Below are 15,702 nucleotides of genomic sequence, written 5' to 3'. Positions count from 1 at the left end.
ATTGATTGTAAGTAACACAATTATTTTACTAAAAAAATTCTTCAATTTGATTAAATTTAAAGAAAAAGACACCGCACAGTTAAAATTATTAACCATGTGGTGTCTTGGTGTTAAATTATCCAGTTTACGCAGATAAGGATGCGCTCTTTTCGTGCTCCTCTTTAATCTGCTCAATATCCGAAATTAACTTTTCGATAATAGTTGTCCATTTCGCATCGTTTTTTACATATAAAAATTTAAATATTTCTTTTGAAATTGTTTTAACTTCAATTGTATCTCGGAATACAATATCGAATCTTACACTTATTGCTGTTTGTTCTTTATTAGTAGTATTTCTTTTATTATTGTTTCTTCTTTCAATATGTTGAATTCTTATAATATGACTATCTGTTCTATATTCAATCGTAAACTCATAAAGAGGTTTGTGGCTGTAATAGTAAAAATCATAGCCTTTTTCTTTCAGCACATGCTCTAGATTATTTTTTCGAATAAAGGAAATGTCTTCCTTAAGTTTATTTTTCGGTAACAACATATGAAAATCTCCTTAACTAGATTTATGTAGGAAATAAGCACAATGACTATCGAACGATAGAAGACGGTATACTTGTTAAATAAGTAAGGTTCATTACTCTTTGAACTTTCTTTACTTCTCTTAGTTCATCTTTTGATAGTCCTTTAAATTGTTCCAATGCACGGTATGCTCTGCGGTTTGTAGCCAATTCATCACATACTTCTACAAAAAAGTAAAAAGCAACCAATGCTACATATGACCAAAGAACACAAGACTGGAACCACGAAACATCAACAAAAAATGATAATACAAAAGCTGGAAGAAAAACAAAGTTTTTGAATTTACTAATTTTTAAGTTCAGAAAACGGAAATAATTGTAATCAACCGCATGACAAGCTTCATGGCTGCCAATAGTTAGTGAATAAATTGTTTTCATTCCATATACTTCTGGACCTAGTTGTATTCTTTTGTGAATGGGGTGGAAATAGTTATCACCGACCTTATCAGTTTTCTCAATCTTGATATCATGTATTTGATTTTCACCTAATATTCTTTGTGCCATGTCTTCTCCTGAAATGGATGAAGGTTTAATTTCTTTAGATATTTTTGTTAGTTTCTTGTAAACTATAAAATTAATTAGAATTGATGCAGCAACAAGACCTAAAATAGTATAAGGAATCATTTGTTCCCCTCCTTTTCTATATTCATATGCTATCATGTCATATACTTAATATGCAAATAATACTCCTGTGTTTTTAGAATTTTCATACCACGTCCTTTTATTGTCTAAATTTTTATAACAAAATCTCGAAAACTTCTTTACTTCTTTTATTTATAGGAAGAAAAAAAGCAACCTTTTTTGTTGCTCATTCCTCATCTTCGTATGTTTCATACGAAGTCTCTACTTTTTGTTTTATGAAATTCATTTCTGGAAAACGAAGCATAGTTAAATAGTTTCCAAAATATCCTCCTGTATCAATATTAATTGTATTATTTTGGATTTTAGGCTCCCTTTGTGGTTTATGCCCCCATATAATCGGAAATTCATATTTATGTAATTCTACCCAATTTTTAATGTTAGCAGCTGTTCCTCCCCAGGCACAAAATTTTCTGATGTCTGCGGAATCTTTGCCAATCATATCATCTAGTATTCCTGCGTGAGTGATAACAGCAGATGTTTCACCTTGCTCATTTTCTACAATAATATAACTAGGTAAACTTTTACAAAATAAGTATAATTCATTTCCAAGTTTTTCACGCTCTTTAGCGCCATATTTTATTTCGAATTGATTCATTTCTATAGCAAAGTCCATTGCTTCTAAATGGTCAGTATTTATTATAGATGGGTCTAAATATTTACATATTTTTTCATTATTATTAGAAGTAACTGCGTATGCTAGTCCTGCTTCAACGTGTTGCTTCATTATTTGCATCATTGCAATCGAAGGAAATTCTCCATATAAAATACGTTCGTCTTTTGAATAACCTTTGTTTGCTTCGTCATTCAGATAAACCAATTTCCTTCCTTTTGGATGGCGGTATAAACCGTCCTCTCCTTTTATATAGCCTGCTTGTTCAAGTAAATCAATTCGCTCCTTTAAACAGCCATGACCATCACCTAATATATCCAATCCTTCCCCTGTAGAAATTATCATCATATTTATCACCTCTCAATCTATATGATTATAAAATACTTTTTTTAAAAAAATAATTTTTTATAATATATTTTCATAATTCGATATAAAGCCCTTATTTTCCATAATTTATGCAAAACATTCTACCAATCATCTATCAAGTAGTTCAAATGTCGAAAATTGTTACGTTTTATTTACTTTTTTAATAAAAAGGTGATATTATCTCCGAAATTTTTAAGAGAAAGTTGTAAGGAGGTATCTTTTTGAAAATCAAATCTACATTTTCAACAAATAAAATAACACTCGATGCTTTTAACCAAGTAAAGAGAGAGCTTGACTCTAGTGCTAAACTTATTATGTTTTTTGCTAGTACAAATTACGATTTCCGCGAATTAACAACTTTGTTTCATGAGCATTTTAAGGGAAGCGAAGTTTTAGGAATTACTACTACAGGAGAAATAACTCCTCTAGGTTTTAATGAATTCAGTTTAACAGCAACTAGTTTCTCTGGAGCTGATGTGAGAGCTAAAGGTGTTTTAATGGAAGATATCGAGAAATATCCTATTTTTTATAAAGATAATTTATCGAAAGCATTAAGAGAAACTGGAATTGACCCAAGTTCCCACAGTTCTAATCAAAATGAAATTGGATTTGTATTTCCGAATGGATTAATTGCAGCTGAAGAAAAAATGTTATCTATTGTTAATTCTTTATTTAAGAACGAAGGGTTTCCGCTTTTCGGAGGAACTGCTGGTGATAATGCAAAATTTGTTGAAACACTCGTTTCTTATAATGGTAATGTTTCTTCTAAAGGTGGATTGGTTGCATTTTTAAAATCAGATTCTGATTTTGCAGTTCATAAAGAAAATATATTCCAATCATCTGGGAAATCTATGAAAATCACAAAAGCTAATCCTGAAGAAAGAACAGTCTATGAAATAAATGGTAGAAAGGCAAGCGCTGAATACGCAAGACTTCTAGGTGTTTCAGAAAGTTCTCTTCCTAACTACTTTATGTCTAATCCATTAGGAAGAAAAATAAATGATGAATTATGGATAGCTTCTCCGTTCCAAGTATTACCTAATGGAGGCATTCAATTTTATTGTCAGATTTTCCAAGACTCTGTTGTATATTTATTGGAACCAAAACCAGCAATTGAAACTTTACAAGAGAGTGTAGAACAATTTAAAAATAAATTCCAACACATAGAAGGTGTTGTAGCTGTCAATTGCATTTTAAGAAAACTGCAATTTGAAAACCAAAAAATTGTCTCCGTTTTAAATAAAGAACTTCAAAAATTACCTAACTTGTGTGGTTTTTCGAGTTATGGAGAACAATTAGATAAAAATCAATTAAATCAAACATTAATTTTATTAGGTTTCGGAAAGAAAAAATAAGGGGGCAATCGTATGAATTTATTAAAGTTTTTTAAAGGTAATGATATTGAAAATTTAGATGCAAACAAGGTATCGGCTGAATTAGAGAGCTTATCTCAAGAAGAACAAATAAAAATTATCAAAGGCATCGAGGAGTTACTTGGTTTATTAAAAGAAACAAGTAATAAAAACTCTCGAAAAGATAGCGAAATTACTGAATATGTTGAAATTGTTAGAGGTAATATTTATGCTCAAAACGAAGCTCTTCGTGAGACGACAAACAACATACAATACATCATTAATAGTACAAATAACATTAACGATATTACAGAAGAAGTTTCAGAACAAAGTAAAACTAACATCCAATTCGTCGAAAAAGGAAACGATAGTATAGATTTATTAATTAAACAAATGGATTTAGTGAAAAATGTGTTTTCTGAATTCGAATCTATTATTAAAGGATTAGAAGTAGAAATCCAAGAAATTTCTAGTTTCGCTGATGTAATTGAAGGTATTGCTGGTCAAACGAACCTATTAGCTTTAAATGCTTCTATAGAAGCTGCTCGTGCCGGCGAACATGGACGTGGATTTGCTGTTGTTGCAGACGAAGTTAGAAAATTAGCAGATAAAAGCAAAGAAGCTCTGACAGAAATCAAAGAAAAAGTGAACGCTATTGTTGAAAATGTTACCGGGTTTTCTACAAATGTAAACGCGAAAACAACTGAAATTGAGAGAACAATAACGCTAACAGACAAAACTAGGGAATTCTTCCAAGAAATCTATGACTCTGAGCAAAGATTATTTAACAAAATGGAAGACATTAAAGATGCAACAAATGGTACGTTAAATGAAATTACTGACTTTATGAGTCGTTTAGAAGAAATTACGGGTTCTTCTGATGAAAATGATGAGCAAATCTCTAAATTGTATCATTTAGCACAAGATAAATTTACATTCTCTACAGAGTTATTCTCTTTCTTAACGCAAGTTGAAGACTTAGCAAAAGCATTAAAAAACAACAAACTATAGGATAACAACGGTTTTAATCTATAAATAGGACTTTATATAGTCCTATTTTTTTACACTGTTAAGTTTATGCTCCCCTCTATTGATAACATTAGCAAGAAAAAAACCCCTATTAAATAGAGGCTTTATAAATTTATATTTCTTTTAACTAAATTTTTCTTGATAAACTCCATCATAGTGTCATAAATAATGGAGCATTCCCCGTGTTCTATGTTCCAAAAATCTGTTAAGATTTGTTCTTCACAATATAAATATTCACCTAAAAAACTTGTTTTGGTATACATTTTGTATTCTTTTTCTTCATATACAAATACAAAATGCATTCCCCATTCTTCTTCTAGTGAAAACAATCGCATTTCTTGTATATCTGCTTTGTCGAAAAAATGAACAACGTGTTCGGACAGTTTTGATAAGAAAAGAAGCTTTTGCTGCTCCATCTCTTCTTTCCAAGCATTTTCTATTTCTTCTTTTCTAAACCATTCATCTATGATTTGAATCATAAAACACTCTTCCTCTTCTTTTAGTTTTCTTTAAAAAACATATTTTTATAAGCATCATATTCTTGCAATCTTTCCACTTCTTCTCTGCTTAGGTCAGATACTAAGGTAAAATCACGATTAATAAACCCGCATTCGAAAGGATAGCCTTTATACACGAGAGACACTTCTTTTTTATCCTCATCATCATAAGCTATCTCTAGGTCTATTAATTCTATAAAGTCTTTCACAATACCTACGTTTCCGGCGAAATCATTAAATTCCATTTGTCTTAATATTTTTTTAGATTCCTTTTCCACTTGGAATTTTCTGAAATTAGACAATTCCTTTCCGTTTTTTCTATATAGGTGTAGTAATCGATTATCTAATTCTTCTTGGAATATACTCTCAAAATAAAAGCGATTTTCCATATAATCTATATTTTTTAGATACCTATCTCTTTCTAATTCTAAATCTTCTCTATTTCTAGTATGAATACAAACATCCATATTGAAAGTAAAAAAGTTTTTATGGGTTTCTAATTGATGGTTATATAAGGTTTCACGTCGAATATCCTTTATCATAACGTAATGAATATCGAATCCTCTATCCATATAATAAGCTATTTTTGAAGCGATATCTCTTGGAATATATCCAACTTGTGCCCATGCAGTATTTTCGGTTAATTTTACATAAACACCAATCGCATTAGGGTCATTGGGATTTCTAGGTTCTCTATGCAACAGAACTGGGGTTAACATATTCATTTGTTTTATGTATTCATCCCTTCCATTGAAGTCAGAACCTACAAGATTAAAATCCTTAAATCGAATATAATTTGGCTTTTTCAAATCCATTATCATGTGATAATCCTCCATTGTTTTTTATTATTATAAAACAAAATATCTAAAAAGTTCAGAAAAAGAAAAATATATATTATTAGAATTCATGTTAAAATATTTTAAAAAACAAGGTGATAACTATGAGAAAATTAGAGGAAAAACTGTTTAATCAATTCGAGGTGCAATTCCCTGTCGATAATGATTTAACCATCCTTATTGGAAATAACGGAACAGGTAAAACAACGCTTTTAAAGATGTTAAAAGATTATTATGAATCCGAAGAGAAATTTGTTTTATACTTTCCAGAACAACGTATTTTTAATAAAAGCATATCAAATTCATTATGGTATTTGCTAATTGAAGACAAATTGGCAAAATACGGCGTTGATGTTAAATATTTAGATATTAAACAAATAGAAGATGAATATATATATTCAGGATTTCACCAAATCGTAAATTTTTTTGGAAGTATTATGACTACAGAAGAAGATGACATCGTAGTTATAATTGATGAACCAGAGAGACATCTTTCGATTGAATTTCAAGAAATGCTAATAAATGACCTAATACAATTACCCAATGTTTGCAAAGTCATTGTAGCTAGTCACTCTCCATTCATTGCATCTAATCATATGTCAAAAATGCTTTCGATTGGAGCGTGCACAGTGCGTCCGTCTTCGTTAAAAAAATAAGAAATCATAATTAAACACGAAAAAACAGCTAACATTTAGCTGTTTTTTTATCTTAATCCCAACTTCCCTCAGATACACCAATAACTCGGAAAGGAACACCAAATTCAAGTTCTTTTTTCTGAAATATGTAATTACTTATTAATATGATTATTTTTTATAGGATTTATAAAGCAAAAAGACCGCGATTACGGTCTTTTAATAAAAATATAAACATCATATGCTATTGTTCAACAACCCTTCGCCTAATGGTGTGGTTTGTTTTTTACTAATTTAAAAACATCCTATGTTATTGTTCAACAGATGGCGAAAGGTAGTGTTGGTAAAACTAAGAAATTTAAAAACATCTTATGTCATTGTTCAACAATTTCTCTTTTGGGTGTTTTTTGCGTTGTCTTTTTAAAAACATCTTATGTCATTGTTCAACTAGGATACCGCCATCAAAAACTATAAACAAACTAGCATTTAAAAACAACCTTTGTTATTGTTCAACTTCTTCCATTTGGATTTAAAGTAATAGACTATATTTAAAAACAACCTTTGTTATTGTTCAACACCGGATGAATCAGCTTTTTCTATCTCCACTATACATAAAAACACCTATCATATCAAGAAATAAACATTTTTTTACCAAGTATTTTATATTTTTTAATGGATTACTACAGACCTTGATTTCAAGGTGTTTCTTTGAAATCACCTGGTAAAAAAACAACCAATTATAATTATAATTGGTTGTTTTTTATTTTACTCTCCGCTTCCCTGAGATACACCTGTAACTCTGAATTTAATACCAAATTCGATTGTTCTAAGAGTAGAAACTGCATCGTTTGATGGTATTCTGTACGTTTTATCGACTGGTAATGGACAATTCATAGTTGGTACTACTATGTTTGCGCAAGTGTCTGTTGATGGGTTTCCACCATTTCCACCATTTCCATTATTGAACATTACTTGCAACTGACTTGTAAAGTAATCCCAATAAGTGAATCCAGGTAAGGTCCTATGTTTGTCACCCCAACTAACTGATATTGTTCTATAGAAATTATTTCCGTTGAATTCTGGGAAATTAATTTTCACTGGACCCGAAGTAGGAGTTGTTAACGTTTCTTCTTCTTTTTTCCATGTTGTCCATAAGGAATTTGTTACATCCGTTCTCTTACCGTGATTTTCACCCCAAGGATTGTTATCAGAACCTACAATATTTCCATTTTGTTTAATTCCACGCCCATCAACCCAGTTTAAGTATGCTTTATATTCATTTTCGGATTTAGGGTCAGCAACAACTGATGGTCCAGCTATTACAATGCTATTTGGACTATGAGCCCAAGCATGTGCAACGCTGAATGTTTTTTGATAAATATTGTTATCTTGCGCTGCTGGTTGTCTAATGCCAGGTTCGGCAAATATGTCGAATCGTAGCGCGTTCCACCCCTCTAATAATAACCTATGGTCATTAGCATTGTATGGGAAATGTCCGTTTGTACCGTCTACTGGGTAATCTTTGTAATCAAATCTATAGTTCCCATCTTTATCTTTGTATCTCCAAGTAGCTTCTGGGTAAGACGAAGTATCTTCTAAATATTCGACATCTCCATTATCCCATTCCAAACGAGTCCTAAAGTCATACCAATGCCCCGTTTGATAAGTTTTATCATTAAACGCTAACGGAGTACGTCCCCCATAATTAGGTGCATTTTTTACACCTTTAAAGTCTGTAGCTGTTGTAACAGGGAATGAATTTGTTAATTGACTTCCGCTGCTATCTTTATCTATATCATGGACATACACTGTATTATCTTGCCATTGAACAGATTTAATTCCAATTAAATCGAAAGTTACATCATTTCTTTTTTGTGCAAGGGTCTCTTCCATATAACTCCATCCATCTCCATCTGTTAGACCATTATTAAATGGAACGTTTACTGGATATCTTGCAGAGATACAATAGCGTTTTGAAACAGGGTCAGGTATGTAAAATTCGTTTCTAGAACTATTCCCATGAACATCACCTTTTGAATCTGTATAATTCCATACATCATCTAGGTATTTTACTTCTTCTCCTGTACTACACACTTCGCTTTTCCAAACTTTTTCAATAAGCGAAATATCTTTTCTTACGCCGTCTTGCCAAAGTACCGTAGCATAATACTTCCCACGGAATCCTGATTTTCCACTTTTAGCCGGAGCTGTAATATCAACTTTGTTTGCATATACTCTCGTCATGGATTCTTGGCTCGAATATCCGTTATTTAAATAACTTAATGTAAGGTGTCTTTGTCCACCCATCGTATCGTTTTGTCCAGTATCTTGCGTAATATACATTTTATCTGCACAAGACAGATTACCAAAATCATATACTTTCGTACATGTTATAATCGGATATTTCTCATCTTGGTATGTGTACTTATTTGCTATATTGATGTCCACCTTTGTAGCATAATGGAACTTATTAGTTTGTTTCATGCTAACACCATTTTCAATGTATCCAATTGCGCCTTCTCGAAGCGGTTGTCCATATTTATATGTAAAACTTTTCCCGCCCGTTGGAGATTTGGCATTATCATCAAAAATATTATATTGCATATTTGTACAATCCTTTTCTCTTACATATCCAGGACTAACTAAACTAGATGCATACTTCACCGTACAGGTCGGTATGCTGAAATGGTCATATTCTTCCGTATAAGCATTCCAATTGTATCCTTCATAAGTTGCATAATTTTTTGATATAGAAACACCTTTATTATTTGTTTCAAGCACCGTTATGTTTTCTTCTGGATTGTTTTTTATATCAAAATTATCTGAACCCGAAGCACTTCTTTTCATGTATCCTTGATTTACATATACTCCATCCGCAAATATAACCGTTCTGAAATCTTCATCTTCAAGCAATGTTCCACCATCATCATACTCGGATACATACTTAATGAATCGATATTCATCTCCTTTAGAGGCAGATTTCCCATTAAATATGTTGTCTATAGATTCTCCTCCAAGTACATGTCTTTTACCTTTTGGAACATTCGAATTATCATCTTCTACCCTTGGTTCACATTGTTTTGTAGGAATTGGTCCAAAGAAATACACTGTACATGATACATCCGTCATTACATCTTTTTCGAACAACTTGCCATCATTCCATACATGATTTTGTGCATAAATTTCTTTTTTTCTATTTCTAGTTTCATCCTCTACATCTATTGTTGCAGCATGCCATGTTCGTAGAAAAGCATAATCTTCTTTGCCTGTATGTTTATCTTTATATGCATACATTAACAAATCTCCGAATCCAGCTCGATAAACTTGTTTTTGTGCCCCATTCTGAATTGCACTCGAATTTTTAATCAAGTTGCTATTTGCATTATCTTCAGAAAGCTTTCTATAAGCTGGATGAATTCTATTTCCATATCCTAATCCCGGAGTTACTTCTCCATTATTAGAATCTTTACTCCAAAAATTTAATAGTGATGGATTTTTCACCATAGCTTTCATAATAGGAGATTCCGTTGCAACTTTAGAGTCAATCAAACCGCTTACTCCTGCACTATCTATGGTACCAGAGGAACAATCTTTCACAGTTCCATCTCCATAAGTTATTTTACAAGTAATTGATGGGTTAAAATTACTAGCATATTCAAAATCCTTTTTCACACCAGCATCGATTTTCACATCTTTTACCCAGTATGTATTCACAGTTTTTGTTGTAGTCTTTCCATTTGCACTTGCTGTAATTGTGTTTACAACTGTACCATTTGCTTTACTTCCACTACTAGAAATAGAAACAGTTACATCTTTAGTTCCGCTTTTTTTACCGACTATTTCTGTTTTGACAAAGGATTCACTTGTTGACATACTACAAGTTTCATCGGGTTTGGACGCTTTGTATGATGTATATTGGTAATAATCATGTGCCGTAGTATATTCCCAATCTTGTGTAGCTGTTACATCACTTGCTGTCAAATCTTTATCATAAATTGGTTCAGTGATATTTAATTTAATATTTGGGTCGCTGTATTGTGTCGGAGTATATTGATATTCCGGTTTATAACCATAGGAAACGTCATCTTGAACACAGCTTTCAGCATGAACCTTTATTGTTTGTGCATGTAGTAATCCTATTCCAACAGATAATATTAATCCTGTAGAATAGAGTAATTTATTCATAATCATCACCGCCTTCTTATACATAATTTATAGGTTTTTATAGTTATACATTAAAAACTACCTTTTTGACGAAAAATTAAATAAAACCCTTGAAACTTCAAGGGCTTTTGTTTAATTTTGCTCGAATTTGTATGTCTCAGCAATAGAACGAACTAAAGCATCTGTTTCTTCACTAGTTTGTGAAACAGGTACTTTGATTGTTAATCCGAACATTTTATCTTTCCCCACGTTCTTACGTAATGCATGAACACGAAATTCATTGTTTTGTCCAATATAGTAAGCATCATATTTGTCTTTTAACTTAGGGAAATCTGCTAGTTTAACTTCTTTTGGTAATTCATTTGTATTTACTTTTGTAGCAGATAAAGCAGAACTCTTAGCAGCAATTACTTTCCCTGTTGAAGGTAATTTTTCAGGAACTATTTGAAAGCCCTTATATTTTCCTGTTCCGTTTAAGATATCGCCATCTGGATTTGCATCAACTTTAAACCCTTCTGGTGTTTTCACAGAAACATTATTGTTTTTCATATCTATTGTTTTTGCTTCTATAGATTTTTCTTTTCCATTCACTTTAAAAGCAAGTTCACTACCAGACGTTTCTTGAACAGTCGGTTTTTCTTTGTTTGTTGCTTCGTTACCACAAGCTCCTAAAACTAAAGTAGTTACCATAACCATTGGTAAAATTAATTTTTTCATATATCTATCTCCCCTTAATTTTTTTAAAATTTATATACTATTTCCCTATATTTGTCTACTAAAAATAGAAATTATTTCACATCATTGTTTACGTATGAATCGTTATTTTCTGGACTATTCCGTTTATCATTTTATACAACAACAAATTACAAAAAATCGAAAAAATTAGAGGTTCGCCATACGTAATCATCAATGAACGCCAAAAATCTAATCAAAAATCTATTAAGACGTAAAAAATTGCATAATAAAAGACCCCTATTCAGAGGTCATCTTAAAATGATAAAAATCCCGGTTGTGAATATTCTTTAATTAATCTCTTATCTGCCTTCTCAACCTTTCCATTTCGAATCCAATACCTAGGTTCCTTCCCTACATACATGTGAATGTTGAGTTTTAATGTTTCTAAAGGATTTTCAATCCCTTCTAGCAACATTAACAATTTATGCGCTTCTATGGCTTCCCTGTAGAGCAATAGGTCCAATAAGGGAAATTCATTTTTCTCTTCTTTTATAAAGAATGTGTCGTTTTCTTTACTTACATGCAAATGAAATTTTCTATTACCTACAAAAAATTCAAAAATAAAATAATCGATGATTGGGTTGTACCATTCATTCGGTACGATTTCCATTCCTTCCTGCATTTGAAAGTGTTCTTTTTCTTCTAGGCACACATTTAAAGCATAACCATTTCCGTATTTAAAGTGATGAACAGCTCCAACTTGACCCAATACATTTGTTATTAGATTTTCATATTTTTTCCCAGGGTCACTTTCGAAATCCACGATAACAACATTTTTAACGACTCCATACTCTATGTGTTTTATTCCTTCAACTGCTTTTACGTTTTTATCATTTTTAAACGTTTCCATTAATAACTTTTCAATTTTTTCTATATCCATTTAATAACACCCCTTTGTTTTCTATTAGTTTTTTGTTTCATTTACCATTAATATTTTAAATATATAAGCAATTCATATTTTTTTATACCTTTTATCTTATAATTAAGAAAAAACATATAATCTTTGCATCTAAAATTTAAAGTTGTTCTTATTCAAATATTAGGTTTTGTCCCTTTAGTTTCATTATACTTATCCAGAATTAGTGGTCAAACAATCACATTCAAAAGCAATTTTTTTATTTTTTTATAAATAAAAAAGCCCGCAGGCTCTTTCTACTCTTTCCAGTTATTTATGTACTCTAAAATTAACTCTTTATCCGTTAAAGGTATTTCAAAACCTGCTTCAATTCTAATTTTTTGAGCAATCATTTTAAACAGTTCAGTGTAAATTTTATTCGAAGCTTCCCCATCATTTTCTTCAGCAAATTTAAAATCCATATCCGTAATTAGTTCCTCTATAGCACGGAGCATTAAGTCTAAACCTCCGAAATGAGAAAATTTCTTTTCATATTCCCCTTCGATTACGTAATTAATATTTTCTCCAAATCCTTCTATTTTCCCATGCTCTTTCATTTCTTTTCCTCCATATTACATTTTTGATTTTGAATTTCTATATTAAATTATACCCTAAGAAACAACAAGAAATATAACTAAAAAGTCATTTTTAATGCCTTGATTCTTATATTCTCAGCAGCAAATAGCAAGTTACCTTTAAATTAATTGAAAGTTGTTAAATCGTGCTATAATTTACAAAAACACATTTAAAGGAGAAAACAATGACTGATTTTTTCAAAGATGCAAAAAACCTTACTGAGATTATGGAAACTAATATCGTATTAGAAGATAAAATTCCAGATAAAATGCCTAAGTATACTTCAAATTCGTTATATTCATTTATGGATGCTGACCGCGACCCATTTGGATTCATGAAAGAATCACGCTTAAGACAAGCTTACATTGCTAACGGTATGTTTGGATTTGTAAGTTGGAAATGGATAAATCCATTTGTAGAATGGATTGGGAACCGTAAGTGTTTAGAAGTAATGGCTGGACGTGGATGGCTTTCCTATGCCTTAAGAGAAAAAGGCGTAGATGTTATCGCAACAGACAATTTTTCATGGCACAATGGTGAAAATTATTCTTCCTGGAAAAATACTGTTACATCACTTGAAGAAATAGATGCTGTTTCAGCTGTTGAAAAGTATGCTTCTGAAATAGATATCGTCATTATGTGTTGGGCTTTTATGGATAACACAGCATATGAAACAATAAAAAAATTGCACGAAATCAATCCGAATGCATTAGTCGTTTATATTGGAGAAGGACCCGGTGGATGCACTGCAAACGATAATTTTTTCAATCATTTTCAGCGTATAACAAACGATGAATTATTTGAAAATGCTGCGAATAACTACGAGCAATGGGATTGTATTCATGATAGATTACTTCTTGGTAAATACGAAGAATAAAACATTAAAAATCTATTAAAAAGTAGCGAAAATAAAATTCGCTGCTTTTTTTAATTTAAATGTTATTAATAAACAAAAGATATGAGGAACTTCCTCTGTTTTCAGAGAACCGAACATTTAAAACAAAGGGAATTTAAGACTCGTTATTAAATTATTTAATGGGTAAAACTTATATACTATGAAAAGAAAGGAGTTTATATGCGATTTATTAAACCAATTTTAATAGCTTCTATTGCGTTACCAACTTTGTTTGTTCAAGTAACGAATGTACAAGCTGCTTCAACCACACCACTTTTAGATTTATGGACTGATGAATCTAAAAGTAAAAGTTCAAATCCAAGTGATACGTATTATTTATATAGAAAGCCTGTTAAAGGAGCATTTTTTAAAAATGTGTATTCTGGTTATACATTTTATTATCCCTATGCATGGAATTTAGATGCTCATCAAATTCCAAATTATGCACGTTTGTATCATTATAATTTCAGAATAGATATTACAGTTCAAAACACAGCTCAAATTTATTCGACGAATGCTGCGTATATATCTAAAACGACCGCCGATATTAAAAAATACATCACAAAAGATTCTAGTTGGTCCAAATCTAATGGAAAATTCCGTTTAGTTGAATACAGCCGACCTGTAATCAAAGGAATTTCTGATGATATGAACAAATATGCGTATTTATTTGTTGAAAAAGGAAACTTTGTTTACACGTTCCAGCTTAAAACAAGTGACAAACACTATGCACAAAAACGAAAAGACTTATTGTATATCGCGTCAACTTTCCAAGCTACAACACCTAAAAAATTTGATTTAAAAAAGACAACAAAACTAAGTAATCCAGATATTTCTTATTCTTATCCAGGGAATTCACTACGTATTCCTAAAAATTCATTTATGATGGGTTTATATACATCAAATAGTCGTGATGTTGAGTTGTTGAGTAGTAAATTAAAAAGTGATATTGGTTCACAGTTCTTCTATAAACCAATCGATTCTAACTTTGATTCATACACAAAAGAACTTCTTAATAAGAAACGTTTACCTGTTGTAACGTTTTTATTAGAACAGGGAAATGGTGTTAAAAATCCACAAATTACACGAGACATTATTTCTGGAAAATATGATTCTAATATTCAAAACTGGGCGCAAGAAATTAAAAAATTAAATGGTCCTGTTTTTATTCGTTTTGGAAATGAAATGAATGGAAGTTGGGCGCAATGGAGTCACCAAAACAACTATAATGACCCGGATTTATATAAACTTGCCTATCGTCATTTTGTAGATATTTTCCGGAAAAATAACACAAATAATGCTTACTTCGTTTGGAATCCGAATATTTCATCTTCACCCAATTACGAATGGAATCATGCGACGATGTATTATCCAGGAGACAAATATGTAGATTGGATAGGGTTAACAGCTTATAATTTCGGAAATGGAACATTTAGTCGTTTCTTATACTTTGATTCTTTATATGAAAATCTTTATTATGACTATAGCCGTGCCTTTTCATCCAAACCTATGTTGATTGGTGAATTTGGTAGCGTAGAAAACGGTGGTAGTAAAGCAAAATTCATTTCAGATTTCTTTGCAAAAATACCTACAAAATACCCAAACATTAAAATAGCTTTATGGTTTAGTGCAAAGCATGATAATTATAATTTCAGTGTTGGAACATCACAGAGCAGTGTAGATGCATTTGCGAAAAATATGCAAAATAAAAATGTTATCAAAGGATTAAAGTAGACTAAAAATAGTTTGAGAAGTACGTAGTTCATATATCAATAGAAAAAGCAATGGTGTTCATTCTCCCATTGCTTTTTCTGATTCAATTATTTTCTATTCATATCGTTTATAAATTCTTTTATAAATTCTTTTATAAATTACAAACGTTGTTTTCGTTCGTCTTTCCACTT

At 31.1% G+C, this 15,702-nt stretch carries 14 protein-coding genes and 1 CRISPR repeat array; of the genes, 5 read left to right on the top strand and 9 right to left on the bottom strand.

Annotation, left to right across the window (positions count from 1 at the left end):
• Window positions 1–124: 124 nt before the first annotated feature.
• The 3 genes from PDL00_RS03910 to PDL00_RS03900 all read right to left on the bottom strand — a co-directional run bounded on the left by PDL00_RS03910 (window position 125) and on the right by PDL00_RS03900 (window position 2,169).
• Window positions 125–532 (bottom strand): hypothetical protein, encoded by a 408-nt coding sequence (locus PDL00_RS03910; protein ID WP_270726616.1) that lies wholly within the window; start codon window positions 530–532, stop codon window positions 125–127.
• A gap of 46 nt (window positions 533–578) precedes the next feature.
• Complete coding sequence (locus PDL00_RS03905) at window positions 579–1,193, bottom strand: zinc metallopeptidase (protein WP_170953036.1); 615 nt, start codon at window positions 1,191–1,193, stop codon at window positions 579–581.
• A 184-nt stretch (window positions 1,194–1,377) separates the two neighbouring features.
• Entirely contained in the window at window positions 1,378–2,169 is a 792-nt protein-coding gene (locus PDL00_RS03900) for a hypothetical protein (RefSeq protein ID WP_270726613.1), read from the bottom strand.
• Between the two features lie 239 nt (window positions 2,170–2,408).
• On the opposite strand from PDL00_RS03900, the gene PDL00_RS03895 reads away from it, so the two are divergent.
• Together PDL00_RS03895 and PDL00_RS03890 are read left to right on the top strand one after the other, a co-directional pair.
• On the top strand, window positions 2,409–3,542 hold the full coding sequence (locus tag PDL00_RS03895) for an FIST signal transduction protein (protein ID WP_270726611.1): 1,134 nt from the start codon (window positions 2,409–2,411) through the stop codon (window positions 3,540–3,542).
• Between the two features lie 12 nt (window positions 3,543–3,554).
• Entirely contained in the window at window positions 3,555–4,550 is a 996-nt protein-coding gene (locus PDL00_RS03890; RefSeq protein ID WP_270726608.1) for a methyl-accepting chemotaxis protein, read from the top strand.
• A 122-nt stretch (window positions 4,551–4,672) separates the two neighbouring features.
• Here PDL00_RS03890 and PDL00_RS03885 read toward each other — a convergent pair whose 3' ends face one another.
• Together PDL00_RS03885 and PDL00_RS03880 are read right to left on the bottom strand one after the other, a co-directional pair.
• Window positions 4,673–5,047, bottom strand: coding sequence for a hypothetical protein (locus tag PDL00_RS03885; RefSeq protein WP_270726606.1), 375 nt, complete (start codon window positions 5,045–5,047; stop codon window positions 4,673–4,675).
• A 20-nt stretch (window positions 5,048–5,067) separates the two neighbouring features.
• On the bottom strand, window positions 5,068–5,886 hold the full coding sequence (locus PDL00_RS03880) for an HIRAN domain-containing protein (protein ID WP_270726602.1): 819 nt from the start codon (window positions 5,884–5,886) through the stop codon (window positions 5,068–5,070).
• 119 nt (window positions 5,887–6,005) lie between these two features.
• Between PDL00_RS03880 and PDL00_RS03875 the strand changes: the two genes are divergently transcribed.
• Window positions 6,006–6,557, top strand: coding sequence for an ATP-binding protein (locus tag PDL00_RS03875; protein WP_270726599.1), 552 nt, complete (start codon window positions 6,006–6,008; stop codon window positions 6,555–6,557).
• Window positions 6,558–6,826: 269 nt separating this feature from the next.
• Window positions 6,827–7,109: direct repeats of the CRISPR family, unit length 29 nt; unit sequence TTTAAAAACATCTTATGTCATTGTTCAAC.
• 189 nt (window positions 7,110–7,298) lie between these two features.
• Here the strand turns inward: PDL00_RS03875 and PDL00_RS03870 are convergent.
• From PDL00_RS03870 to PDL00_RS03855, 4 genes are all read right to left on the bottom strand, one after another.
• The gene (locus PDL00_RS03870; protein ID WP_270726597.1) at window positions 7,299–10,718 is read right to left on the bottom strand and encodes a hypothetical protein; all 3,420 of its coding nucleotides are present in this window, start codon (window positions 10,716–10,718) and stop codon (window positions 7,299–7,301) included.
• A 111-nt stretch (window positions 10,719–10,829) separates the two neighbouring features.
• Window positions 10,830–11,414, bottom strand: a complete 585-nt coding sequence (locus PDL00_RS03865) for a hypothetical protein (RefSeq protein WP_270726595.1) — start codon at window positions 11,412–11,414, stop codon at window positions 10,830–10,832.
• Between the two features lie 271 nt (window positions 11,415–11,685).
• On the bottom strand, window positions 11,686–12,312 hold the full coding sequence (locus PDL00_RS03860) for a hypothetical protein (protein WP_270726592.1): 627 nt from the start codon (window positions 12,310–12,312) through the stop codon (window positions 11,686–11,688).
• A gap of 272 nt (window positions 12,313–12,584) precedes the next feature.
• Window positions 12,585–12,884: a hypothetical protein gene (locus tag PDL00_RS03855; RefSeq protein ID WP_270726590.1), complete on the bottom strand. Its 300-nt coding sequence runs from the start codon at window positions 12,882–12,884 to the stop codon at window positions 12,585–12,587.
• Window positions 12,885–13,087: 203 nt separating this feature from the next.
• Between PDL00_RS03855 and PDL00_RS03850 the strand changes: the two genes are divergently transcribed.
• Together PDL00_RS03850 and PDL00_RS03845 are read left to right on the top strand one after the other, a co-directional pair.
• The gene (locus tag PDL00_RS03850) at window positions 13,088–13,780 is read left to right on the top strand and encodes a hypothetical protein (RefSeq protein ID WP_270726588.1); all 693 of its coding nucleotides are present in this window, start codon (window positions 13,088–13,090) and stop codon (window positions 13,778–13,780) included.
• A gap of 198 nt (window positions 13,781–13,978) precedes the next feature.
• Window positions 13,979–15,532, top strand: a complete 1,554-nt coding sequence (locus PDL00_RS03845; RefSeq protein WP_270726585.1) for a glycoside hydrolase family 26 protein — start codon at window positions 13,979–13,981, stop codon at window positions 15,530–15,532.
• Window positions 15,533–15,702: the final 170 nt, after the last annotated feature.

The sequence above is a fragment of the Bacillus cereus group sp. TH152-1LC genome, assembly GCF_027710505.1.
In the GTDB taxonomy this organism is placed as follows: domain Bacteria; phylum Bacillota; class Bacilli; order Bacillales; family Bacillaceae_G; genus Bacillus_A; species Bacillus_A mobilis.
The sequence above is the reverse complement of the archived record's forward strand: the minus strand, read 5'-3'. Positions and strand labels throughout refer to the sequence as shown.